Source organism: Rhodococcus sp. 05-2254-6 (assembly GCF_002258565.1).
In the GTDB taxonomy this organism is placed as follows: Bacteria; Actinomycetota; Actinomycetes; order Mycobacteriales; family Mycobacteriaceae; genus Rhodococcoides.
The window spans coordinates 1-23,622 of sequence record NZ_NOZF01000055.1; the positions used below are offsets into that span (position 1 = coordinate 1).

A 23,622-nucleotide genomic window follows, 5' to 3' on the forward strand; every position below is an offset into this window, starting at 1 on the left:
TGGTGGCGGTGGAGATCTCGCCCTTCTCGGGATGGAACAACCGCACCCGCATCCCCACCGCAGGTGTCCCCGAGGTGGCGTCGAGGACGTGGGTCGACAGCCCCTTCACTGCTCTGGTCCCAGCATGCGCCCGAGGCGAATTCGGTTGATCTTGGCCAGTTCCACGCGGAGCACCCGTCTTTCGGTTTCGGCATCGTTGTCGAGCCTCTCCTCGAGGATAGCGAGCAGGTCATCCGCGGACCTGCCCGTGGCGCACACCAGATACACATGGCCGAACTTGTCCTCGTACACACGGTTTCCTGCCGCCAACTTCTCGCGTACCTCGGTACCCGCCGTCGTCACCGCGGCCTGCTCACGTTTCGAGGACGGGTTGTCGGCCTTGCCGCCGATGCGTGGATGACCGTCGAGTGCATGGTCGATCTCGGCCTCGGGTAGTTCGGCAAGTACTCGATCCGCCCTGTCCAACAGCAGATCTCGACTGTCGAAGGGGCGACCCTGGGCGACGCGACGGGCCCAGATCGACGATGCGCAGCACTCGTAGAGTGCATGCATCGCTTGCCGATCACTGAGCCGATTGAACCCGTCGAGCCCTATCCATTCGTGCAGCACATCTCGCTCGCTATCTGAAGTCGTTGATGCGACCGAACCGCGCGGCCGCGATCGGGTTGGCGTCGGCCACGAGGTCGTCGAACCGGTAGTTCGCGATCTTGGCGATCTCGATCATCGCGAACGACCGCTCCGCCGACGGTGCGTTCTCGACGCGTGACCACCCGTTGGCCAGAACTCGATCGTAACGCTCCGTCTCCCGTGCACAGATCACCAGAGGGAAGCCGAAGTGTTCGCGGTATTCGGCGGCGAGTTGGACGATGTTGTCGTGCTCGTCCTCCTCCAGGTTGGACAAGCCGACGTGGTCCGCTGCGTTGAGGGTGCCGGTGGCGTCCTCGCTACCGAGATCGGGATAGCTGTTGATCAGCTCGATCTGTTCCTCGGTGGTGCCGGCCAACAATGCCTCCTGGAACGCCTCGCGCAACCCGTGCGCATCGGCGAAAGGCCGCTGCTGGTACGCGCGTTCGACCACCCACGGAGTGCCCTGCACCAAGCCGCCGAACGTGGCAGCGAAGTCCTCGGCGGACATCTCGTTGACCGTGTCGAGGGTGATGCCCTTACCCGGACCACCGGCGACGGCCTGCCCGCGATTGCCGATGTGGAAGAACAAGACGTTGAGCACGATTGCCGAGACCGCACCGAGAACGATGCCACTGCCGAACAACATTTCCAGCCAATCGGGCACACCCTCGGACACCGTCGGTTGAATGGTCACGAGCATCGCGAGACCGAGACTTGTGGCGACGATGATCAGGTTGCGGTGATCGGTGAAGTCCACCTTCGACAGAGTCTGGATTCCGACCACGGCGACGGTCGCGAACAGGGCGAGCGCGGCTCCGCCGAGCACCGGCGGCGGGATCGATGCCACGACGGCTGCCGTCTTGGGCAGCAGACCCAGCAGAATCATGATGCCGCCTGCCGTGGCCACCACCCAACGGCTGCGCACACCGGTCAGGCGCACCAGGCCGACGTTCTCCGAGAAGGCCGTGTACGGGAACGAGTTGAACGTGCCGCCGATGACGGTGGCCACGCCGTCCGCGCGCAGTGTCGCTGCGATGTCGTCCTTCTTGATGCGCTTGCCGACGATCTCACCCGTCGCGTACACACTGCCGGTGGTTTCGACGGCGATGATGAGCATGACCACGATCATCGAAATGATCGCGACGACACTGAATTTGGGCACGCCGAACAGGAAGGGCTGTGTGAAACCGACCCACGACGCCTCCGAGGTGCCGTCGAAGTTCATGTCTCCCAGAGCGAACGCCACGGCGCTACCGATCACCAGGCCCAGAAGCACAGCGATGGTCGCCATGAAACCCTTGAAGAATCGTTGGATCAGCACGATGATCAGCAGGGTGCCGATCGCGTATGCCATCCACCGTCCGTTGGACGGATCCTGTTCGTGGGTAGCAGGATTGGTCACAGCGTCGTTGACCGCCACCGGCAGCAACGCCACACCGATGATCGTGATGACGGTACCGGTGACCACCGGTGGGAAGAATCGCAGCAGCCTACTGAAGTACGGAGCCATGAAGAACGTGACGAGACCGGCGACGATGACGGCGCCGTAGACGTACAGCAACCCCTCGGTGCCGCCGCCGTTCGCCATCGCGATCGCGATCACCGGAGAGACGCCGGCGAACGTCACGCCCTGCAGGAGCGGCAGGCGGACACCGATCTTCCAGAATCCGACCGATTGGATGATCGATGCGATGCCGCAGGTGAACAGATCTGCGTTGATCAGGTGGATCAACTGTTCGTTGGTCAGTCCGATCGCGCTGCCGATGATGATCGGCACCAAGACGGCGCCTGCATAGAACGCGACGACATGTTGGAACCCGTAAGCAGCAAGTTTCGGAACGGGGAGCACTTCGTCGACAGGATAGACACGTTTGCGTGTGGTGGGCTTGACGGACATGGGTGGGCACCTCGCGGAAGCAACAGGGCAGGATTCCTGCGACGCTGCAGGAGAAGTGCACTAAGAATCAGTCATCACGCCTATCCTCGCTAGTCGAGCGAGCACAAACTTCGGGACGTACTCGACGTGGACGTTGTGCGAACATCCAAGACTTCACCCGAGAGTGAAAGGAACGATCGTGTCGGACCTTGCCGTCGGAGTGGTATTGGCCGCCGGTGCCGGAACGCGATACGGATCACCCAAAGTGCTCGCCCACGACGGGCTGTGGCTCAGGACTGCGGTGCAGGCATTGCGCGACGGCGGCTGTGATCGCGTGGTCGTGGTGCTGGGAGCGGCGGATGCGCCCGTGCCCGACGGTGTGATCGCTGTTTATGCACCCCAGTGGGAACAAGGAATGAGCGCGTCGTTCGAGGCCGGTCTGACCGCAGCGTCGGACGCGGACTACGCGGTGGTGCATGTGGTCGATACGCCGGACGTCGGACCCGAGGTGGTGCAAGCAGTACTCGCTGCAGCGCGGGAAACCGGTCTCGCAAGAGCCGTGTTCGACGGCCGTCCCGGACATCCGGTTGTCCTGGCGCGACGACACGTCGACGCAGCCGTGGCATCGGCCTCGGGAGACGCCGGTGCACGCGACTTCCTGCGGGGAAGAGACGACGTGATCGCCGTCGAATGTTCGCAATGGGCAACGGGAATCGACCACGACTATCGGTGAGCGGACGCCCGGTCTGCATGTTCGGCCGAGCCGGCCTCGTCATCGACTACGAGGATCGGGGCCAGTAGAAGCGTCCCCGCGGGGACGCTCGAATCCGCGGATCTCGGCGGCAACGGCCTCGATCATGCCGTCGAATTGATGGCCACCGGTCGACAACTCGATCGCTCTCGCCGACGGGAGAGCGGTCGAGTTCGACGCCAGGTGAGAAATAGGAACCACGTCGTCGTCCCGGCAGTGGACGAGCGTCAGGTCGGTCTCGGGCTCCTGGGTGGTGAACGCGTAGTCCGTGACATCCCACCCATGCGGAGTCCAGTCCGGCATCGCCAACAGAGTGGCTCTCAGGGGTCGCTCCCGGCGATGTTCTGCCAAGACCCTGACGAGGATCGATGCGCCGAAGGAATGCGCAATGACCGCATCATCCGATCCGAGCCGTTCCAGGTGCTGCCGAACCGGCGCGGCCCAGTCCTCGAAACCCATGGCAGTGTCGGACAGTTCGGGCATGCACAGATCGAGGTGCAAAGCCTGTGCAAGTCCGTTGGCCAGCGGTGCGTCGTCGAAAAATCCGCCGGCACCGTGAACGAACAGAAGTCGACCGACCATAGTGGGTTCCTCTCCTCGGCAATGCTGTCACCGAAGAAGACCGAATCGCGGCCGTGAATTCACCGGTTGACTCGGATTCGGGGTCCGTGCTGAGCATCGTCCTCAGCGTCGCGTGTCGATGACGGACTGCGTCAGGCATGGAGGCGTCGTACTGCCCAGGAGGCAGCGCATGTCCATTTCGTTCGATCACACCATCATCGTTGCAAAGAACAGTGCCGCATCGGCCGAATTCTTTTGCACCCTGTTCGCTTTACCCGAGGCCCCGTCATGGGGGCCGTTCGTCAACGTGCAGCTCACCGACGGCACTCTCGTTCAATTCGCCGAGCCCCCCTTCGATGATATTCAGTTCCAGCACTACGCGTTTCGGGTCAGCGACGATCTGTTCGATGCGGCCTATACCAGGCTGGTCGACCAGGGCGTCGAACACTGGGCCGACCCCCGGATGACCGAACCCGGCACCGTCAACACCGACCACGGGGGCCGCGGAGTGTATTTCCGCGACCCGACCGGGCACTTCTTCGAGATGCTGACGCACTCGTACCTGCCGACACCGGGTGAGCCGGTACCGTAGCCACTGTGGCCGAGCAACAGCATGTTTCGATGACGAGGGCCGCCTACGACACCGTTGCCGAGAGCTACGCCGAACTTGTTCGCGACGAACTCGACGGCCGACATCTCGAGCACGGATTGTTGGCGACGTTCGCAGCCCGGGTGCCGAGTGGGCACGTTCTGGAGGTGGGGTGTGGTTCCGGCCGTATCACCGAGCAGCTGCACCGCCTCGGCCTCGACGTAGCGGGGATGGATCTGTCGCCCAACATGATCGAGGTCGCTCGGCGCGAACATCCGCACCTGCGATTCGATGTCGGGTCGATGGAGGCGTTGGACGCGGGTGACAGCTCTCTGGCGGGGATCGTTGCCTGGTACTCGATCATCCACACGCCTCCGCACCAATTGTCGAAGATCTTTGCCGAATTGCATCGGGTGCTGATGCCGGAAGGTCTGCTGCTGTTGGCATTTCAAGCAGGCAACGAGCGGGTGCGACTCGAGCAGGCGTACGGACACTCGGTCTCGTACGACGCATACCGACTCGACCCCGACATGGTCGCAGGCATGCTCGTCGAGGCGAACTTCGAGGTGGACGTGCGCGTGCATCGAGCTCCGATGGGATACGAGTCGACATCGCAGGCATTTCTGTTGGCCCGCGAACGAACATCGTGATGTTTCGAGACCGGTAGGAGTTGCCCGATGCATGCACCCCGTCCACGCGTTCTCTTCGTCACCGACCTGGCGTATCTGTCGAAGGGCCGACGCTACTGCGACGAAGACATCTTTCTGTCGTCGCAGCTCCGCGAGTGGTTCGACATTGCGCTCTGTCACCCGCTCGACGCGCTTGCGCTGATGGACGGCTTCGATGTGGTCGTCATCCGGAACTCCGGGCCTGTGCTGGGGTACCAGGATGCTTTCGACATGTTTGCTCGCCATGCGCGCGAGAACGGCACGAAGGTTTTCACCCAGCTGACCGGCAAAGGCGACCAGAGAGGCAAGCAGTACCTGGTCGATCTTTTCGCAGATGGTTTTCCGGTCATACCTACCGTCGACGACCCGCGGAACGTCTCGCGCTTACCCCAGGTGAATACCTATGTGGTGAAACCGAAATGGGGTGCCGACTCGATCGGCATGCGTCATTCCGGGCGCGCCGAATTATCGCAAGTAGAGCCGGGCAGCCTGATTCAGCCGCGAATCGATTTCGTGTACGAAGTGTCGTTCTACTTCATCGGCCACACAGTTCGATACGCCTTGTACGCTCCTGACCCCGACCGACGTTGGGACCTGGAGCCGTACTCGACTACTGCTCAGGACCGAGAGTTCGCGCAACGATTCGTCGATTGGAACGACATCGACCACGGAATCACTCGGGTGGACGCATGCCGCACCGTCGACGGAACGCTGCTGTTGGTCGAGCTCGAAGACCTGAACCCGTACCTCTCACTCGACCGGCTGACCGAGTCGGCGCGTCGAGAGTTCGTGAACCACATGGCGGAGGCGATCGTAGCGCTGTGTGCCCAGCCGTAGAGGGCGATATCAGTCGGGCACAGCACGCTGGACGCAGCATCGGTGCTCGCGATTCGGTAGCGTCGTCTCCGTGATTCTCGGACCGAACGATGCAGTGTTCTGTCCCTCGAGGATCGTCGTTGCTGGGACGTCCGGTTCCGGGAAAACGACGCTGTCTGCCCGTCTCGGATCGATTCTGGGAATCGAACACATCGAGATCGACAGCTTGTTCCACGGCCCGAATTGGACGCCGCGTGCGACGTTCGAGTCCGAGGTGGAGGAGTTCATCGCGCGCCCGTCGTGGGTCACCGAGTGGCAGTACAACATCGTTCGAGACCGTCTCGCCGATCGAGCCGATTTGTTTCTGTGGCTGGACCTACCGCGCCGAACAGTCATGCGGCAGGTGATGGTTCGGACGCTACGGCGCAGGCTCGGTAGGCGCGAGCTGTGGAACGGCAACATCGAACCCCCACTGCACCGCATCCTCTTCGACCGCGACCACATCGTTCGATGGGCATGGAACACCTACCGGTCGACTACCGAGCGAGTGCAGCAACTGAGTGTGCGCCGCCCGGAGCTGACGATTGTTCGCTTCCGTTCGCACCGGGACGTGGACGCGTGGATTGCGCACCAGCTGATTCCTGTGACCCGATAGCTGTTGTCAGCAGCCCAATTGCGTTGCGAGAGAATCGATCGAGTCGACGCTGTGATTCCAGTCGGATTCCGCGGCGAGGTCGGTGGTCTGACGCGGCCCGTGTTCGAGGGGACGAGCGACGAATGCCGTTGCGAAGCCGCAGTCGGCAGCGGCAGCGAGATCACTGTTGTGTGCGGCGACCATCATGCACTCGCTCGGCTCGAGACCCAGAATGTCCGCGGTGCGTAGATAGGCGTCGGGCATGGGCTTGTACGCACGCACCGGTTCTGCTCCGAGGATTGCGTCCCATGGCAGTCCGGCATTCTTGGCCATATCGAGCAGCAGCGAGATGTTGCCGTTGGAGAGCGGCGCGATGATGAACTCGGTGCGTAGTCGGGTGAGCCCAGAAACCGAATCCGGCCACGGATCCAATCGATGCCACGCGTGATTCAAGGATGCGACATCACTGTCGTCTAGCTGAACATCGAACTCCGACAACACGACTCGAAGTGACTCGAGATGAAGTACATCGAGCCGGGTGAACGGGCGGTTGCCCGACCGAACCTGTTCCATCGCCGGCTGATACAGGCTGCGCCAGCGGTCGGCGAACGCATGACTGTCGATGTCGGGACCACACAGCGACTCGACCTCGCGGGCCACGCTGGTACGCCAATCGACCACTGTGCCGAACACATCGAACAGAAGCGCCTTCAACGATCTCTCTTCTTTTTCTTCGGACTCTTCGAGTGACCGCCCGCCGACAGCAGCGCACCCGCCAATGGGATGAGAAGGAAGAACAGCCACTTCTGATCGAAGTCGGTGAGGAAGAACAATGCCAGTGAACCGAAGATCACCAGGGGCATCACCACTGCGCGCCAATCGATTCCGGCACCGCCCTCGGTCGGTGCCGGAGATTTCCCGAGCTGGGCGGGAGTGTGCGACGTCGACGCAGCGGGGAGATCGACGAAGACTTTGTCGATCTCCCCACGCGTCGTCGCCGAAGCAACGACGGCGCTGCGCTCGTCGAATTCGGGCACAGTCAGCCGACCCTCACTGAAGTGCAGACTCAGTGCCTCGAGGGCCTTCTCTCGATCAGCCGTACCGATTCGGATCTCCGGAAGCTCGGACATCGCTACGTCATTTGATCTCTGCGAGGACGGTGCCTTGGGTGATGGCGTCGCCTGCGGTGACGGTCAGGCCGGTGATGGTGCCTGCTTTGTGGGCGTTGACGGGGTTTTCCATTTTCATTGCTTCGAGGACGGCGATGAGGTCACCGGCGTCGACGGTTTGGCCTTCGTCGACGGCGACTTTGACCACGGTGCCCTGCATGGGTGCGGTGACCGCGTCTCCGGATGCGGCACCGGCTCCAGCACCGCCGCGGGTACGGGCTTTGGGTTTGCGGCGTACCGCGCCCGCGGGCCCGCCGCTGCTGCCACCGCCGCTGAGGGACAGTTCCCCGGGCAGGGACACCTCGACGCGGCGGCCACCGACCTCGACGACGACGGACTGCCGCGGCAGGACGTCGTCGTCGTCGATGGGTTGTCCGGCGGTGAACGGGGGAACCTGGTTGTCCCATTCGGTTTCGATCCAGCGGGTGTGGACGTCGAAGGAGTCGCCGTCGCCGATGAACGCCGGATCGGAGACCACCGCGGCGTGGAACGGAATCACCGTCGCCAACCCGTGGACGTCGAATTCGGCGAGTGCTCGACGTGAACGGGCGAGGGCTTCCTCGCGGGTCGCGCCGGTGACGATGAGCTTGGCGAGCATCGAATCGAACTGGCCACCGATCACCGAGCCGGATTCGACACCGGAATCGACGCGCACACCCGGTCCCGACGGCGCACGGAAGGTGGTGACCGGTCCGGGGGCGGGTAGGAAGCCGCGTCCGGCGTCCTCGCCGTTGATCCGGAACTCGAACGAATGCCCCCGGGGTTCGGGGTCGTCGGTGATGGACAGTTCTTCACCGTTGGCGATCTTGAACTGCTGCAGCACCAGGTCGATGCCGGAGGTTTCCTCGGTGACGGGATGCTCGACCTGCAGGCGGGTGTTCACTTCCAGGAAGCTCACGAGGCCGTCTTGTCCGACGAGGTATTCGACGGTGCCGGCACCGTAGTAGCCGGCTTCGAGGCAGATGGCTTTGGCGCTGGAGTGGATTTCTTTGCGTTGGGCGTCGGTGAGGAACGGTGCGGGTGCTTCCTCGACGAGTTTCTGGAATCGGCGTTGCAGGGAGCAGTCGCGGGTGCCGGCGACGATGACGTTGCCGTGTTGGTCGGCGATGACCTGAGCTTCGACGTGGCGGGGCTTGTCGAGGTAGCGCTCGACGAAGCATTCTCCGCGCCCGAACGCGGCGACGGCTTCGCGGGTGGCGGAGTCGAACAGTTCGGGGATTTCCTCGCGGGTGCGGGCGACTTTCATGCCGCGGCCGCCGCCACCGAACGCGGCTTTGATCGCGATCGGTAGGCCGTGTTCGTCGACGAAGGCGAGGATTTCGTCGGCGTCTTTGACCGGTTCGGAGGTGCCGGGGACCGAGGGGGCTTTGGCGCGGGCGGCGATGTGGCGGGCGGTGACCTTGTCGCCGAGGTCGCGGATGGACTGCGGGGACGGTCCGATCCAGATCAGACCGGCATCGATGACGGCTTGGGCGAAGTCGGCGTTCTCGGAGAGGAATCCGTAGCCGGGGTGGATGGCGTCGGCCCCGGACTTGGCGGCGGCGTCGATGATCTTGTCGATCACCAGATACGACTCCGCGGAGCTCTGCCCGCCGAGCGCGAAGGCTTCGTCGGCCAAGCGGACGAACGGGGCGTCGGCGTCGGGTTCGGCGTACACAGCGACACTGGCCAACCCGGCATCGGCCGCAGCCCGGATCACCCGCACCGCGATCTCACCACGATTGGCGACAAGAACCTTGGTGATCTGAGCACTGGCATGGCTGGGCACTGAGCCTCCTACGGATGTGTTTCTCGCGTGCTTCGTTACGAACGTCACGTCGGAGTCTAAGCATCGGCACTGTCATCGCTGCAATCGGTCTGCAGAGCTGCAGCTGACCGGCGGCGAGCCGCAGTGAGCTACTGATTGGTAGCGATCTGACCGGTGTCGGTATGTCCGATATCGGAACGCTCGTCGCCCGTGAGGGGGAATCGGGCGGTACCCGTGTCCGCAACATCGCTCAACAACTTTCGGAAGGCACCGACGTATTCGTGAACCCGCGCGGTCGCCTGCTCGGTGTTGGGATAGCGAGCCGCGATGTTGATCCCCTGCGGCGTGCGGTTGATCCAGATGTACACGTCGTGCTGGTACTGCTTGCTGCGCAACGCTCGGGCGTTCCGGTCCGGCCAGTGCTCGGCGGCAGGCGCGAACCGCACATCCATGAAGGAGACGACGAAACGCGGGCGGGCGGAATAGCCCAGAGTGGTGAACACGCGATCGAGAGGAACTCGGGCGATCGGTTTGGTCTTCTTCACCTCGGCCGAGGCCGCTGCGACCACCGAGCCGAACGAGTCCGCACCGGCGATGTCGAAAGAGATGGGGCACAGTCCGACGAACCAACCCAGCGCCGAAGCCCATTGCGGTTCGTCGCGAGTGTGCACCGGCGTCACCGTGCGGAAACGATTGCCGCCGCCCAGTTCGGAGCCGGTGATGGCCAGAACTGCGAGCAACCCGGCGAACAGACTGTGTCCGGTCTTGCGGCAGGCGACCGAGAACGAGTCGGCCTGGTCCGGGTCGAGCACCCACGCGGACAAACCGCCCTGCGGCAGATCGTCCGGGCTCGGATCTCCGATGTCGAGTGGAAAGGCCGGTAGCTCGCCTTCGCCGTCGACGAGAAAATCCCGCCATATCCGCACCGCGTCGTGAGAATGCTCCAGCTCTGCATTCCTCTCGCGTTCGGAGGAACCGAAGTCGAGGTAGCTGCCGGCCTCGAACAGGGCAGCGGGCGCACCACCGAGTTCCTCGCCGTACAGAGCAGCTATCTCGTGCGCGACCAGCACCGTGGACAGGCCGTCGATGATCGAATGATCCGCTGCGAAGAACACGGTGATCGGACGCGTCTCGTCCACCGGTTCGAGCGTCACGAAGGCGTAGGCGGGCCAGATCAACGGTGAGGTGAACTCGTCGAACAGATACTGCAGGTGCTCGAACACCTCACTCGATTGCGCGCACCGTTCCTGCTCGACCTGCCAGATGTCGATGGCACCCTGCGCGGCGGTCACCCTCGTCATCTCGCCCGTCACCTCGTCGATCGACGCGCTCGAACGCATCGCCTCGTGCCGGTCGATCCAGTTCAGCACTGCCTGGCGAAACGCGGGCTTGTCCAGCGGGCCTGCGATTTCGAAGGCCGCGCCGAGCCATGATTCACGACCGCGGCGAGGACTGCTCAGGCTCGTACGAAGGTGTGCCTCGTGGACGTAGGACGTCGGCCTGGCGTCGGGATGCCAGCCAGCAGCCTCCGGAGTGCGGGCCTGCGGGCCGACGCTGGGTATCCACTCGGTGAGCGTGCCCGCGGGAACCGCGTAGTCCGCCAACTCCGTGAACTCCATATCGGCAGCAACCAACCTTCGTCGTACGCATCGGGGGGACTGGGCTTCAGGGGCCCTGCCGCGGAGTCTAACGACGACGCGTTGTATCGATCAAGACGACGGCACGTCACCTGCGCCGTCGCCGGTCAACGCAGGTGACGCTTGATCCGCGCCAACATCGCCGACATACCGCGCAGTCGCAACGGGCTCACCGCGTCGCTCAGCCCCAGAGCCGAGTAGAAATCGTCCGGTACGTCGAGGATCTCCTGTGCGCCGAGACCGTCGAGCCCCTGCGCCAGGATCGAGGCGAACCCCCGCGTGGTCGGAGCTTCCGGCGGGGCGCTGAAGTACAGCCGGACCCGCGCCGGATCGCCTGCATCCACCGACAGGAACAGCGGAGACTGGCACTCCGGCACCGGCTCCATCGCATCCTGAGCAAGGTGGTCGGGCAGAGGAGGCAGTTCGCGACTGAACTCCAGCAACAGCTGCAACTTGTCCTGCCCCTCCACCGCGGCGAAGTCCTCGACTATCTCGGCCAGGGAATCCGGCAAGGCGCTCATCGTGTGGCCGGAGCCGATCCGGGCTCCTCGCCCTTGGCGATCGGGACGCGAACGGCGTTGCCCCATTCGGTCCACGAGCCGTCGTAGTTGCGCACCGACTGGTACCCGAGCAGATGGGTCAACACGAACCAGGTGTGGCTCGAACGCTCACCGATCCGGCAGTAGGCGATCACGTCGTCGGTGGCGGAGGTACCGGAGTAGATCTCGTCCAGTTCCGTGCGAGACCGGAACCGTCCGTCCGGTGCGGCTGCCTTGGCCCAGGGGATGCTCACGGCGGTGGGGATGTGACCTCCGCGCAGTGCACCTTCTTCTGGGTAGTCGGGCATGTGGGTGCGCTCGCCGGTGTACTCGGCGGGGGAGCGAACGTCGATCAGCGGCACCGTTCCGAGCGAGCCGAGAACATCGGAGGCGAACGCACGAATGGGTGCATCGTCGCGTTCGATCACCGGGTAGTCGGTGGCGGGGAACTCGGGCACGTCGAGGGTGGTGTCGCGGTTCTCCGACAACCAGGCGTCGCGGCCACCGTCGAGCAGACGCACGTCCTGATGTCCGAACAGCGTGAAGACCCACAGTGCATACGCGGCCCACCAGTTGCTCTTGTCGCCGTACACGACGATGGTGTCGTCCCGGGAAATGCCTTTGCGGCTCATCAGTTTCGAGAACTGCTCGCCGTCGATGTAGTCGCGGGTGACCGGATCGTTGAGGTCGAGATGCCAATCGATCTTGACCGCGCCGGGAATGTGGCCGACGTCGTAGAGCAACACGTCCTCGTCGGATTCGACGACCCGAAGGCCGGGGGTACCGAGATGAGCGGAGAGCCATTCGGTCGATACGAGACGATCCGGATGCGCATAGTCGGCGAACGTTGCGTTGGAATCGGTTGGTACAGGCACGTATCGGCTCCTACGGAAGATATTCGGCTGGCGGCCCGCCCGGGGGTGGACGGTCTGCACTGTCGATCCTATGCGGAACCTCTGTCACGGGGCAGGAGTGGAGCCTGCGGAACGACTTTGTCAGGGCGTCAGGGCAGCGCTCTCGGGTTTCGCTGTGGAGACCCGCAGGAGGGCGACGAGTTCGGCGGTGAACGCATTCATCACCGAGTGTGCCTGTGCAGTGTCGGGAAATCGTGACCGCAATGCCAGGCCCGACGTGGTGCGCGAAACCCAGAACTGCGCGTCGTCGGACACCGTGGCATTGCTGATGTGGTGTGCATCGGTTCGGTCGAAGCGTTCGTGTCCACCGATTCTGGTGTAGTCGATGTACGACACCATGAACACGTCTCGACGCGACAAGGTGAACGCATCACCGAGGTTGTTCAGTACCTGGGGGATCGGAACGGTGCTCAGTGGCAGTGCTGCACGAAACGCTGTGTGGGCCGCGGTGATCGTGTCGGTGAGGTCGTGTTCTACCTCCACGGTCATGGGAGCGTTCGTGGTGAACCAGCCCAGTGCACGCGAGAATTGCTGCTGATGGCGGGTGTGCAACGGGAACAGGAACGGCACGCGGCTCGGTCCGCCTATCCCGGCGCACGCCTGCCCGATCGCAGCGACGACCCCGGCGAACATCCCGGCTCCGGAACGGGCGCAGAGCTCCGCGTAGTCGAGGGTGTGCTGCGCGTCGAGCAAGGGCGTGACAGTCGTTGCCTGAGGCGCGGTTTCACCCTCGGCGACGCCGAGGTCGAGCGGGAAACGCGGCGTGGTGCCACCGCACTCGGTGAGAAAGTTCGACCACCGCACCATGCGTTCGTCCGTGGGATCGACGAGTGGCTGGGTTGCTTCGACACGGCAGTACTCGACGAACCCACCGACCGGAGGCAGGGCTGCCTCCGGGTTCGACGGACAGCGGCGGTAGGCGTCGTACAGGGTGTTGATCTCGTCGACCACGACTGCGATCGACATGGCGTCGACGTTGGAATGATCGAAGGCGCACAACACCGTCGAGGTGTCCGGTCGATCGATTCCGAAACAGGTGTACGACGGGAATCGTCGTGCGTCGCAGTGTAGTTCGAGCGAATTTCGGAGGTGACTCCGGAGCATGGACCCTGACGAGAAGGTGGTTCGAGTGGTTTCCCTCATCTCGACCGCACCCGGTTCGTGAACCATCCGCTCGATTCCCGCCGCCGCGCGAACGAACGAACTACGCAGGGTGTCGTGTCGGTCGATCAGGCGCTCGAAGGCCCACCCCAAAGCGCGGGTGTCGAGCCTGCCCTGCACCTCGAAGGCTCCGGCAATCCAGACGCGCTCGGCTTCGTCCAGATCGCCGAGGTGAAACCGTTGGTTGAACGACGGCGGAACCGTCGACGGTTGCGGTTTCCCGGTGACGACGGCGGTGAACTCGACGACGGTGCCCGCGCGCGGGGTGTACTCAGTGATCGAGGTGACCCGCACCGGCCGGCTCCTGAACCAGATTTTCGAGCGTCAGATTGCAATCACCCTCGCGTGCAATGGTTTCCAGTACATGCGCCAGATGATCGTGGTACCGCTTCACCGCTACGGCGGCAACGTCGGTATCAGGGGTCTGGGCCACCAGGTACAGGTGCTCACCGTCTCGGTTGATCCACATCGATGCGTTCGACGTCGAACCCTCGCCGGTGAAATGCTTCGCGCGCGTGTCCGCGTCTCGTCCGACGCCGGGGAACCAGCGAAAGTCGATGTACGAGAGCATGTTCGGACTCACTGCCAACTCGCTATCGAGAGTGCCGTCGGCGGCCAGCGCGCCCAGCACGGCGTGCACCGGAGCCTCCGCGATCTGCTTGGCCTGCTCGAAGCCTCGGTGGGCTCCAGCCGCGACGTCGGAGAACCTGTCGTGTCCCGCCACCTCGAATGCGACCGGAGCGAAGTTGACGAACCATCCCTGGGACTGTCCGTAGTCACCGTGATGCCGGGTGCTGAGCACGGTGATCCCGAAGTAGTCGGTGTTACCGGCCAACTCGAAGTCGGTGATCCCGACGGCGGCGAATATGCCGCTGCTCATCCGGGCCCCGGCGGCCTTGCATGCGGCGTCGAATGCAGCGGTCAGTTCTTTGCTCAACAGGTCGCGTTCGACGATGCGGACCGGAGCTTTCTCGCCGGGCGCGAGGCCGAGGTCGAGCGGGAACCGAGGCATCCGGCCGTCGTGTCGGGTGAAAATGTCTCGCCAGGCCGCGATTTCGGGAGAATCGGCTCCGAACGTCGCGGCTCGAGCCCGTTCGTCGGCGGCGTAGGCCAGATGGCTGCCTGCCTCTGCCGGGGTAGGTACGTCCGCGCCGGTCTCGAGTGCGTACAGATCGGCCAACTCGCTGATGACCAACGCTTGCGAGCCGCCGTCGGTGAATGCGTGATCTGCGCCGTAGTACAGGGTGAAGCTGCCGGGCCGGGCCACGACACCGACGACGAATCCGGGCCAGGCGTCCGCGGTCGCCTCGGACGAGAAACGCCCTCGTACGTACCGTTGGAATCGGTCGTCGTCCGTGGTTTCTCCGGCGTCGGTCACCTCGAACGCCGCGACCTCGGGCGGGGCGAGATGCCGAACGACGTTGTTTCCCTCGACCTCGAACCAGCATCGAAGGCCCTCGTGACGCAGCACGTAGGCGGCCAGTGCGCGGCTGATCGCATCCGTGTCCACGTCACCGTCGATCTCGGTTGCCACCCCGGTGTACGCGGTGTGCACATCGCCGCGTTCGCGGGCCGCCCACGCGGCCTTCAGGTGGTCCTCCTGGAGAAACGAGACCGGAGTCGAATCGACAGGTGCCGCTTGGGCACTCGCACGGGCAGTCGCAGTGGGGTGCCATTCGAGCAGTCGGCCGGGAGCAGGATTCCATCTGCCCATAGCGGTGATGATCATGGTCGCTTCATCCTCCTCGATAAGGGCCGCGGGCTGATTCGACGACTCACTCTGCGGCGACGGTCACCGACCGTGAGGCCGACGTGAGCACCGTATCGGTACCACTGTCGGAGTCGATCACTGCCGTCAGCACGGCGACGAACTCGGTGATGAAGCGGTGGACGTTGGTCGACGCGACATCCGAGCTGGGGAATCGCGCGGAGATGTTGAGCCCTTGGAGCGTCCGGTTGACCCAGAAGTAGACCTCGTCCTCGGCGTGGCAGTTGCTCCGCAGAGCCCGACCCTTGCGGTCCTGCCACTGCTCGGCGTCCGGGAGGAATCGAAGATCGATGTAGGACACCACGAATCGAGGAATTTCTGTCGACTCGAGGATCTGGGCGATCTTGGAGTACGGCATCCGTGCCAACCCCTTGTTCGCCGCGCCTGCAGTTGCTGCAGCCGCGACTGCCTCCCCGAAGGTGCGAGCGTCACCGAGCTCGATCTCCATGGGCAGAATCCCGACGTACCAACCCACCGCCGCGGCCCACTTCTGTTCGTCTCTGGTGTGCATCGGCATCACGGTGCGCAACGTCGTGCGACCGGACAGGCGGACGTTCGTCAGCGCCAGAGCGGCCAGTATTCCGGCCTGCATGTTGTACCCGGCGTTACGGCATGCAGCGTTGAAGGCATCCGACTGCTCGGAAGTCAGCAGCCAGGACGAGATGCTGCTCTGTGCGGCCGGGCCGGTGAGCGACCGGTCGACGGACACCGGAAGGGGAAATGCGGGAAAGCGTCCGTCCTCCACGGCCAGGAAGTCCTGCCAGGTGCGCACGGCGCTGTGGTCACCGGTCAGTGTCTCGCCGAGAGCCCTCTCGGACTGGCTGAAGTCCACATAGCTGCCGACCTCGGGCAACTGGGGGTCGATGCCTTCGAGGGCGTGCGCGTAGAGCTTGTCGATCTCGTTGATGGCGTAGATCTGGCTGTAGGCGTCCATCACCGAGTGGTCGGCGGCGAACGCAAGCAGAAACGACTCTCCCGGCCCGTTCGAGAGAGCGCGGGAGGCATCGTCCGGTTCGATGGTCGCGAGGACGAAATGCGGCCACGCCGTCGGGGAGACGGTGTCGCCGAACCAGGAGTGCAGATGGCTGAAGACCTGAGTCTCGGTCCGGGGTTCGGTGTGTGCCCGGTCGGTCACCTGCACTGCATCTGTCGGTGCGGTGTAGCGCAGCCAGGAACCGGATTCCTCGTCGCGCCTGACCTTGGTCCGAAATGCCTCGTGCCGACCCATGTACGCGGTGATGGTTGCGCGCACTGCCTCGACGTCGTAGCGGCGATGAATCTCGAACACCGTGCCGATCCACGAGCCCGGAGCGCTGCGCTCGCAATGGTCCTGGTGCGTGTAGGACAGACCGCGGGGGTCCGGTTCCCAACGGTCGTCGTCGACGCGGGGGACCCACTCGGTCAGGCGACCGGCGGGGAGGGGGTAGTCGGCGAGTTCGGTGTATTCCATGGGAGTCCTCTTCCGTTCCGGGCTCGGTCGGCGGTGCGCGGCGTTGGTTCGGTATTGCACGTTCGATTACGGTCGAGTCGATCGTGTAAACCCGTCGGCGATGATCGGGCAGCCGACCGGTCGCTTTATCCGATTGCTGTTGGATTGCTGCTTTCCGCATTGAAAGAACAACGTCGTTGCCGTCGACCCGAAGTGAGTTCAGAGAACACGATAGGGCGAAAGCGGAATTATTTCGCAGCGCGAAAAAGTAATACTTCTCACTGCCGAGCGTCTTGACTCGCCGGTCGCCGATCGGGAGTCGAGGGAGCGTCCGATTGTCGTATCTTATGAACGAATCACTGACTTTGCTGGTCAGCGTGATGATAGTTCACAATCGAAGTGTGGTGCAAACTGTCGTGCGACCCGAAACACGACCCACGCCACCGAATGGATCGAACATGGTCCGGGACACATTCGGGACGCCTTTTTCGTGCACCTATTGCCGAATGTGAATGCATTGGTGTGGCGAATTGACACCACTGCCCCTGGTTCGTGGATGTAGTAGGTTCGGCGCGTGACCCGAATTGGATTTGCCGATCACCTATTCTTGCGAATGCATCACGGCATCGGATATCCCGTCTACAACCAGTTCTTGTGGTGGTTCGACGAAACCGTCCAGCGAGTGGACCTGGAAAAGCTACGCGACAACCTGTCCGACGGTCTGCTCGCGCGCCGAGTGGTCTCGTCGACGGTGCCTACTGCCCGCGCTCGATGGGTGGCCTCGAACGTCTCCCATTCATTGGATTTTCACCCACACTTCATCGAATCGACCGAAGTGTCGGCCTGGGCCGACGGTTGCATCGATGACGACATCGATCCCGAGACCGGTCTCGGTTGGCGACTGGCGGCAGCTCCTCTGACCAACGGGGGGACGGTGCTCTCGTTGGTTGCTTCGCACATGGTCGCCGACGGCGGCGCTCTGATCGCCGCGTTCGCGGCTGCGAACTCCCCGTCCGTGCACCCTCGGTCGGTTCCGACCGAGGACGGAATCGCGGCCATCGGCTCGGACCTGCGAGACGCCGTGGGGCAGGTGCGGTCCGTAGCCGGCTGGTTGGCGAACACCGCTGCGTCCGCGCTACCGATTCCCACCCGATCCGGTCCGGACGTCGTTGTCCCGCGCTCGCAGCCGACTCGTTCGCAGCCGACGGCCGGTGCCGTGGATGCAGACTGGGTATCGCCTCACGCGGTGGCAGAGGTGGACGCAGGTACTTGGAAAGCGGCTGCGCAACGATGGGGTGGCTCGTCCAATTCACTGTTCATCGCCGTTCTCACGGCAGCCTCCGGGCAGGCCGGGCGAGCCTCGATCGGAGACTCGGTGCAGTGGTCACTGCCGGTCAGCGATCGCACCGTCGACGACACTCGCTCCAATGCCACCAAGATCGTCAAGATCGAGGTCCCCGTCACCGACGCGGCCGACCGCGATCTGTCGACGATTCGGAAAATCAGCAAGGCGGCGTTCACCGCTTTCGCCGCGAGGCAGGCTGCCGGTCTACCACCCGCAGGCATCTCGCAGGCCCTCGTGCAGATGCTGCCCGACGCCGTGGTCGCGCGTGTTCCGCAACCGCGTGACGGTGCGGAAGGCCTGGCGTCGAACCTGGGTGCTCTGCCCGAGGTCTTCACCACGGTGGCCGGTATCGGAGCTCGTGCCGTATCGGGCAGGGCGACCTTCGCGGGTGCCGACGCCGCATTCGCGCGATCGTTGGACGGTGGGCTGACGGCCTGGCTGTGCGAGACGGGCGCAAGCGTCACCGTGACCGTCCACGCCATGGACCCAGATCGATTCGTCGATGACCGGGCACTGCGTGACCATCTGGCGGAGGCGCTGGGCCGCTGGGAGTTGACTGCGCGCTTCTGGTGAGTGCGTCAGCGGTTCCGCGCTGCCGCCTCGGTGATGTCGGCAGCTGCGGCCACCGCAGTTGCAGTCGGGGCGACCGAGCCGGCCAATCGGCGTGCCGCCTGCCTGGCGCGGGCGGTAGTGATATCGGTAATGCCTTGCTGGAGAACGGATTCGGTCAAGGTCGAGAATTTCGTGCTGGTGCCGGCTCCGATCCTGCGCAGCGCGGCACCCCAGAACGGCTGATCGGCGCTGAACCAGCAGACGAGTGTCGGCAGGCCGGCCCGCGCCGTGGCAGCCGTCGTGCCTGCGCCACCGTGGTGGACCGCAGCCACGCATCGCGGCAGGATGCTCGCGTGATCGACCGACTCGACGATCATGATGTTCGAATTCGATTGGACTGCAGCAGGATCGGCACCGGCCAGGTCGCTCCAGCCGGCACAGACGAGAGCGCGAACGCCCAGCCTTCGGGTCACGTTCTCGATCATGCGCAGCAGTGCCGCGGGATCGGGGACGGGCATGCTGCCGAAGCCGAAGTACACCGGCGCGGAGCCTGCCCGCAGCCATTCTTCCAACGCAGGATCGGAATCGACGCCAGCGCTGCTCAGCCCCAGGAATCCGACGAACGGGCGGTGTGAGCCCCACTGTTCTGCGAGCCCGGGGAACAGCGCCGACTCGTACGCCTGAATCTCCACTCCGCCGTAGCGTTCGGACCGAACAGGCAGCGAATGACGCGTCGGTGCGAGACCCAGGGACTTCCTCTGCGCGTTCTCGCGGACCTTCATGGATTTCCAGCGCATCGACTCCGCCACCGCCCACATCGACCGGTTGACGTATCCCGGTAACGTGATGCCCGGGGTCACGGGCACGACGTCGTTGCGGCGGAGCGGGCAGTAGTGAAGTGCCACAAAGGCATTGCCCGTAGACTCCGCCATGTTGAACGCCATCTCCTGCCCCAGCGAACCGGTGACGATCGCGTGACAGCCCTGGGCCATCCGTTCGAGTTCGGCCGTCATCTGATCCCAGCCGTGATTGGCCAGTTCCGCGAGTGCCGCCATCTTGGTCCGCGGGTTACGCGACTTGATGCGCACCCTGATCAACTCCGACTCCAGCAGTCGCTGGGTGTCCGGCCCGAACGAGAGCACGCCGATTCGTTCGGACTCAGCCGTTTTCGCGCGAGCGAAGTCCACGAGGTTCGGTGGTGCGCCGAACACCACGTCGTGTCCGCGATCCGCGAGTTCGACGCCGAGTGCAAGGCCGGGCGTCACGTCACCGCGACTGCCGTTGAATGGCATCACGAACTTCATAGGGTCACTCGCAGTCGCGTCGGCGTGGAAAACGTCCTCAACCTATCAGTCCCGCACGCCGCAGTTCGGATCGGAAAACATATGGCGGGAAACACATTTGCGGCCCACCTGCGTCCGCGCTCGTGCAGCGATAGTCTCGCGGGGTGGAAAGACTGACGTACGACGACGACCTGTTCCTCCGCATGGAATGCGTTCTCGGGGTACCGGTGGTGAACCAGATCGTCTGGCGGTTCGACCGCGCCGTCGCTCCGGACGCGCTGCGATCGATGTGGCGAATGCTCGCCGAAGGCCCCATCGATCGATCCGTTCGACGGGCCCGGCTGCCCGGAGCCCGTGACAGCTGGACCGCAGCGCGTCGATCCGCTGATCCGGTGGTTATAGGGCCACCGATCGCCCGCGCGGCGGTCGACAGGTGGATCGAGGACGAGGCCGCCGTGGCGTTGGATCCGATCGGGGGACCGGCATGGCGATTGTCGGCCACGTCGGTGGAAGAAGGCGGCACGGTCGTGTCGTTGGTCGGCTCTCACGTCGTCGGCGACGGCGGGGCGCTCACCTCCGCAGCCGCGGCCGCGCTGGCCGGACACGCCGTCCCCGACGATTTTCTGCGTGTCGGCCTCGATGACGGTCCCCTGTCCGCGACGGCGATCTCCCGTGCCGATCTCTCCGATGGTCTCGGCCGTGTCGGTGCAGCGCTCTCGGGTGCGGCACGAGCGCTCGGCCGCACCGCGGTGGCGGCGGTACGGGCACGGTCCACGGCGTCCGCCGACGCGAGCGCAGGAACACCCGAGGGCACCGGTGCCGACCGTCCGCGTGCGATCGTCGCCCCTGCCGAGGGCGCGTGGAGGCCGAGCACCGTCGTCGTCGATTGTCTGTCCGCGGAGTGGTCTGCCGCCGCGGCGAGCAAAGGGGGCAGTTCCAACAGCCTGCTGGTCGCGGTGGTGCTCGGGATACTGACCGGGAGCGGCCGAGTCTCGACCGAGGACCGGGTACGCGTCGCCCTTCCGGTCAGTACCAGGACCACGGGTGATCGGCGTGCCAACGCGACGTCCGGCGTCTCGATCCACGTCGAGCCGGGAGGGACGTATCTCGACGATCTCGGAGCAATTCGAGCGGCGAGCAAGCAGGCATTCAGAACCCAGGCCGATCGCACGGTCACCACGACATTCGAGCTCCTCAAACCGCTGATGCAGTTGCTGCCCGACGCGATCGTGGCCAAACTCGCCGCGTCGGGCTCGGCCCCGCTGTGCCTGTGCTCGAATCTCGGTGCCAGAGGCGTCGCACTGCGGACCATCGGTGGTGTGCACGCCACCGCGGTGGCGATGAGGTCCATCACGCAGAACACCGACGTGGCCCTACTACGCCGCACGGGCGGTGGAGTCAGCGCTTGGTGGAACGAATCGGGCGAACGCGCCACCCTGTGCGTCACCGGGCTCGATCCGGACAGCTTTCCCAGCAAAGAGCACCTGAGAGGGCTGGTCGAGGTGGAGTTCGATCGATGGGGCCTGACGCCCGAGTTCTGGTGACCTCGAGACAAGTCACAACCGCGGGCAAGGACGGATTTTCGACCGGATCGCCGGTGAGGCTATGCTTTCCGACTGTTCGAGTGTTCGAGCAGGTGTGAGAAAGGGGAGCGATCCATGGCAGTGGTCGTGTTGTTCGGGTCCGAGACCGGTACGGCCGAGGAGGTCGCCGACAAGATTGCGGACGTGCTCAGCGATCATGACGCCGAGGTACGCGACATGCTCGAGTACGAGGTGTCCGACATCGACACCGACGACTTCCACGTGGTCATCTGCTCCACCTACGGAGACGGAGAGCTCCCCACCGGTGCAGAACCCTTCTTCGATGCGCTCGTCGAGGACGCGCCGGACCTCGCGGGACTGCAGTTCGCGGTGTTCGGTCTGGGCGACCGGGTCTACGAGGACACCTTCAACCGCGGCGGCGAGATCATCGCCGAGAAGCTCACCGAGCTCGGCGGCAAGCAGGTCGGTACCCATGCTCGGCACGACAGCTCGTCGAACATCAAGCCGAAGACCATGGCCGAGGAGTGGGCTCGCGAATTGATCGATCTTCTGCCCTGACGGCAGAACTCGGCTCCGTCCGGCCCAGCGGTCGGCGGAGCCGGACGGTCAGGACGGGGCGCTGCCCCACAGTGCGGCCAGAGACGTACCCACACGAGTGAGCAGTGTTCGCACCAGTGGTAGGCCGATGCCGATCACCGACGACGGATCGCCCTCGATGCGGTCGACGAACCAGCCCCCGAGCCCGTCCAACGTGAACGCCCCGGCCACCGACAACGGTTCACCCGAGTCGAGGTAGGCCTCGAGGTCCACCGAGGACGGCGTCGAAAAGTGGACGACGGTCGAACTGTGCGCTGCAGCCTGCGCCACGACCACTCCATCGGTCACCCGGAGCACAGCGTGGCCGGTCAGCAAGTCGCCGCTGTTGCCCGCCATCGACTGCCATCTCGTGCGCGCCACCTCGACCGAATGTGGCTTACCGTGCAGCTCCCCGCCGATGGCCAACATCGAATCGCAGCCGACGATCACCAGATCGTCGCTCGAATCCGAGAACGTCTCGGCCACCGCGGCGGCCTTGGCTCGGGCCAGTTCCGTGACCACCGTTTCCGGAGACACCGACGGCCCGAGCGCTGCTGTCAACGCATCCTCGTCGACACCCGACACCCGGACGATCGGCTCCACCCCGGCACCGCGCAGCACCGACAGACGCGCAGGCGACGCCGACGCCAGGACCAGACGAACAGGCCCCGGCGCAGCGTCGGACGAGCGCATCGTCACCGTGGGTAGCGACCCGACGCGGCATACGAATACGCCGACTGAGGTGCGAATCGGCGATGCAGCAACTCCGGTGAACCCCACAGCTCACGAGGACGAGAATCGCCCGTCGACTCGGACCCGCCCTGGGCAGCCGTCAGAACCGTCACCAGCGCGGCGATTTCCTCATCGCTCGGATTGCCCTTCACCACCCGAACAGCCGCAGGGGACTGGGAAACCACCTCGCTCGGATTCGCTTCGCTCACTGCGTCATGATTCGCTTTGTCGTTCGCTGCGTCATGATTCGCTTCGTCGTTCATAGTGGGATGTTTCCGTGTTTCTTGGGTGGGAGGGTGACTTGTTTGCGTTCGAGTAGTCGTAGTGCGGTGACGATCTGGCCGCGGGTGTGGCTGGGGGGGATGACGGCGTCGAGGTAGCCGCGTTCGGCGGCGATGTAGGGGTTGACGAGGGTGTCTTCGTATTCCTGCTGCAACTTCAGGCGCAGGGCGTCGACGTCCTCCCCGTTCTTCGCGGCTTCGAGTAGTTGTTTGCGGTAGACGAACCCGACGGCGCCGGAGGCTCCCATGACGGCGATCTGCGCGGTCGGCCAGGCGAGGTTGACGTCGGCTCCCATGTGCTTGGACCCCATCACGTCGTAGGCGCCGCCGTACGCTTTGCGGGTGATGACGGTGATCTTGCCGACGGTCGCTTCGCCGTAGGCGTAGAGCAGTTTCGCGCCGCGTCGGATGATGCCGTTGTAT

At 64.3% G+C, this 23,622-nt stretch carries 24 protein-coding genes; 8 read left to right on the plus strand and 16 right to left on the minus strand.

The annotated features are described in order from the left end of the window. Positions 1–105: 105 nt before the first annotated feature. Together uraD (CH256_RS07130) and uraD (CH256_RS07135) are read right to left on the minus strand one after the other, a co-directional pair. Positions 106–609 carry a 2-oxo-4-hydroxy-4-carboxy-5-ureidoimidazoline decarboxylase gene (gene uraD, locus CH256_RS07130; RefSeq protein ID WP_082898764.1) on the minus strand — a complete coding sequence of 168 codons (504 nt, stop codon included), beginning with the start codon at positions 607–609 and terminating at the stop codon, positions 106–108. A 10-nt stretch (positions 610–619) separates the two neighbouring features. After that, positions 620–2,524, minus strand: a complete 1,905-nt coding sequence (gene uraD / locus CH256_RS07135) for a 2-oxo-4-hydroxy-4-carboxy-5-ureidoimidazoline decarboxylase (RefSeq protein ID WP_094669193.1) — start codon at positions 2,522–2,524, stop codon at positions 620–622. Between the two features lie 175 nt (positions 2,525–2,699). Between uraD (CH256_RS07135) and CH256_RS07140 the strand changes: the two genes are divergently transcribed. Further along, positions 2,700–3,236, plus strand: coding sequence for a nucleotidyltransferase family protein (locus CH256_RS07140; RefSeq protein WP_068051459.1), 537 nt, complete (start codon positions 2,700–2,702; stop codon positions 3,234–3,236). A gap of 39 nt (positions 3,237–3,275) precedes the next feature. Here CH256_RS07140 and CH256_RS07145 read toward each other — a convergent pair whose 3' ends face one another. Continuing rightward, positions 3,276–3,836 (minus strand): alpha/beta fold hydrolase, encoded by a 561-nt coding sequence (locus tag CH256_RS07145; RefSeq protein ID WP_094669194.1) that lies wholly within the window; start codon positions 3,834–3,836, stop codon positions 3,276–3,278. A gap of 169 nt (positions 3,837–4,005) precedes the next feature. On the opposite strand from CH256_RS07145, the gene CH256_RS07150 reads away from it, so the two are divergent. From CH256_RS07150 to CH256_RS07165, 4 genes are all read left to right on the plus strand, one after another. After that, positions 4,006–4,407, plus strand: a complete 402-nt coding sequence (locus CH256_RS07150) for a VOC family protein (RefSeq protein WP_094669195.1) — start codon at positions 4,006–4,008, stop codon at positions 4,405–4,407. A gap of 29 nt (positions 4,408–4,436) precedes the next feature. After that, the gene (locus CH256_RS07155; RefSeq protein WP_068051457.1) at positions 4,437–5,054 is read left to right on the plus strand and encodes a class I SAM-dependent DNA methyltransferase; all 618 of its coding nucleotides are present in this window, start codon (positions 4,437–4,439) and stop codon (positions 5,052–5,054) included. 27 nt (positions 5,055–5,081) lie between these two features. Continuing rightward, on the plus strand, positions 5,082–5,909 hold the full coding sequence (locus CH256_RS07160) for a hypothetical protein (RefSeq protein ID WP_094669196.1): 828 nt from the start codon (positions 5,082–5,084) through the stop codon (positions 5,907–5,909). Between the two features lie 70 nt (positions 5,910–5,979). Continuing rightward, entirely contained in the window at positions 5,980–6,543 is a 564-nt protein-coding gene (locus CH256_RS07165) for an AAA family ATPase (protein ID WP_256980675.1), read from the plus strand. Positions 6,544–6,549: 6 nt separating this feature from the next. On the opposite strand, the gene CH256_RS07170 is transcribed toward CH256_RS07165, so the two are convergent. The 9 genes from CH256_RS07170 to CH256_RS07210 all read right to left on the minus strand — a co-directional run bounded on the left by CH256_RS07170 (position 6,550) and on the right by CH256_RS07210 (position 16,907). Next, positions 6,550–7,236 (minus strand): haloacid dehalogenase type II, encoded by a 687-nt coding sequence (locus CH256_RS07170; RefSeq protein ID WP_068051412.1) that lies wholly within the window; start codon positions 7,234–7,236, stop codon positions 6,550–6,552. Then, the gene (locus tag CH256_RS07175) at positions 7,233–7,652 is read right to left on the minus strand and encodes a DUF1707 SHOCT-like domain-containing protein (protein WP_068051410.1); all 420 of its coding nucleotides are present in this window, start codon (positions 7,650–7,652) and stop codon (positions 7,233–7,235) included. Before CH256_RS07175 ends, CH256_RS07170 begins: the two co-directional genes overlap by 4 nt. Before the next feature lie 7 nt (positions 7,653–7,659). Continuing rightward, on the minus strand, positions 7,660–9,459 hold the full coding sequence (locus CH256_RS07180; RefSeq protein ID WP_094669197.1) for an acetyl/propionyl/methylcrotonyl-CoA carboxylase subunit alpha: 1,800 nt from the start codon (positions 9,457–9,459) through the stop codon (positions 7,660–7,662). A 128-nt stretch (positions 9,460–9,587) separates the two neighbouring features. Next, positions 9,588–11,057 (minus strand): condensation domain-containing protein, encoded by a 1,470-nt coding sequence (locus tag CH256_RS07185; protein WP_094669198.1) that lies wholly within the window; start codon positions 11,055–11,057, stop codon positions 9,588–9,590. Between the two features lie 125 nt (positions 11,058–11,182). Continuing rightward, positions 11,183–11,596 (minus strand): SufE family protein, encoded by a 414-nt coding sequence (locus CH256_RS07190; RefSeq protein WP_094669199.1) that lies wholly within the window; start codon positions 11,594–11,596, stop codon positions 11,183–11,185. Then, complete coding sequence (locus tag CH256_RS07195; protein ID WP_094639333.1) at positions 11,593–12,489, minus strand: sulfurtransferase; 897 nt, start codon at positions 12,487–12,489, stop codon at positions 11,593–11,595. The genes CH256_RS07190 and CH256_RS07195 overlap by 4 nt, the downstream gene beginning before the upstream one ends. Positions 12,490–12,609: 120 nt before the next feature. After that, positions 12,610–13,983 carry a condensation domain-containing protein gene (locus CH256_RS07200; RefSeq protein WP_179272024.1) on the minus strand — a complete coding sequence of 458 codons (1,374 nt, stop codon included), beginning with the start codon at positions 13,981–13,983 and terminating at the stop codon, positions 12,610–12,612. Further along, entirely contained in the window at positions 13,961–15,418 is a 1,458-nt protein-coding gene (locus tag CH256_RS07205) for a condensation domain-containing protein (protein WP_094669201.1), read from the minus strand. The genes CH256_RS07200 and CH256_RS07205 overlap by 23 nt, the downstream gene beginning before the upstream one ends. Before the next feature lie 46 nt (positions 15,419–15,464). Continuing rightward, positions 15,465–16,907: a condensation domain-containing protein gene (locus tag CH256_RS07210; protein ID WP_068051242.1), complete on the minus strand. Its 1,443-nt coding sequence runs from the start codon at positions 16,905–16,907 to the stop codon at positions 15,465–15,467. A gap of 553 nt (positions 16,908–17,460) precedes the next feature. Between CH256_RS07210 and CH256_RS07215 the strand changes: the two genes are divergently transcribed. Then, positions 17,461–18,804: a hypothetical protein gene (locus CH256_RS07215; RefSeq protein WP_143536530.1), complete on the plus strand. Its 1,344-nt coding sequence runs from the start codon at positions 17,461–17,463 to the stop codon at positions 18,802–18,804. Positions 18,805–18,809: 5 nt separating this feature from the next. On the opposite strand, the gene CH256_RS07220 is transcribed toward CH256_RS07215, so the two are convergent. Beyond that, entirely contained in the window at positions 18,810–20,075 is a 1,266-nt protein-coding gene (locus CH256_RS07220) for a glycosyltransferase (RefSeq protein WP_256989392.1), read from the minus strand. Between the two features lie 155 nt (positions 20,076–20,230). Here CH256_RS07220 and CH256_RS07225 point away from each other — a divergent pair, with 155 nt between their 5' ends. Continuing rightward, entirely contained in the window at positions 20,231–21,610 is a 1,380-nt protein-coding gene (locus CH256_RS07225; RefSeq protein WP_094669204.1) for a hypothetical protein, read from the plus strand. 114 nt (positions 21,611–21,724) lie between these two features. After that, positions 21,725–22,168 carry a flavodoxin domain-containing protein gene (locus CH256_RS07230; RefSeq protein WP_068051234.1) on the plus strand — a complete coding sequence of 148 codons (444 nt, stop codon included), beginning with the start codon at positions 21,725–21,727 and terminating at the stop codon, positions 22,166–22,168. Positions 22,169–22,216: 48 nt separating this feature from the next. Here CH256_RS07230 and CH256_RS07235 read toward each other — a convergent pair whose 3' ends face one another. The 3 genes from CH256_RS07235 to CH256_RS07245 all read right to left on the minus strand — a co-directional run. Continuing rightward, positions 22,217–22,879: a Maf family protein gene (locus tag CH256_RS07235; RefSeq protein WP_094669205.1), complete on the minus strand. Its 663-nt coding sequence runs from the start codon at positions 22,877–22,879 to the stop codon at positions 22,217–22,219. A gap of 2 nt (positions 22,880–22,881) precedes the next feature. Next, the gene (locus CH256_RS07240; RefSeq protein WP_256989393.1) at positions 22,882–23,127 is read right to left on the minus strand and encodes an acyl-CoA carboxylase subunit epsilon; all 246 of its coding nucleotides are present in this window, start codon (positions 23,125–23,127) and stop codon (positions 22,882–22,884) included. A gap of 50 nt (positions 23,128–23,177) precedes the next feature. Beyond that, positions 23,178–23,622: carboxyl transferase domain-containing protein (locus CH256_RS07245; RefSeq protein ID WP_306438707.1), on the minus strand; the 445-nt coding region annotated here is incomplete at its 5' end.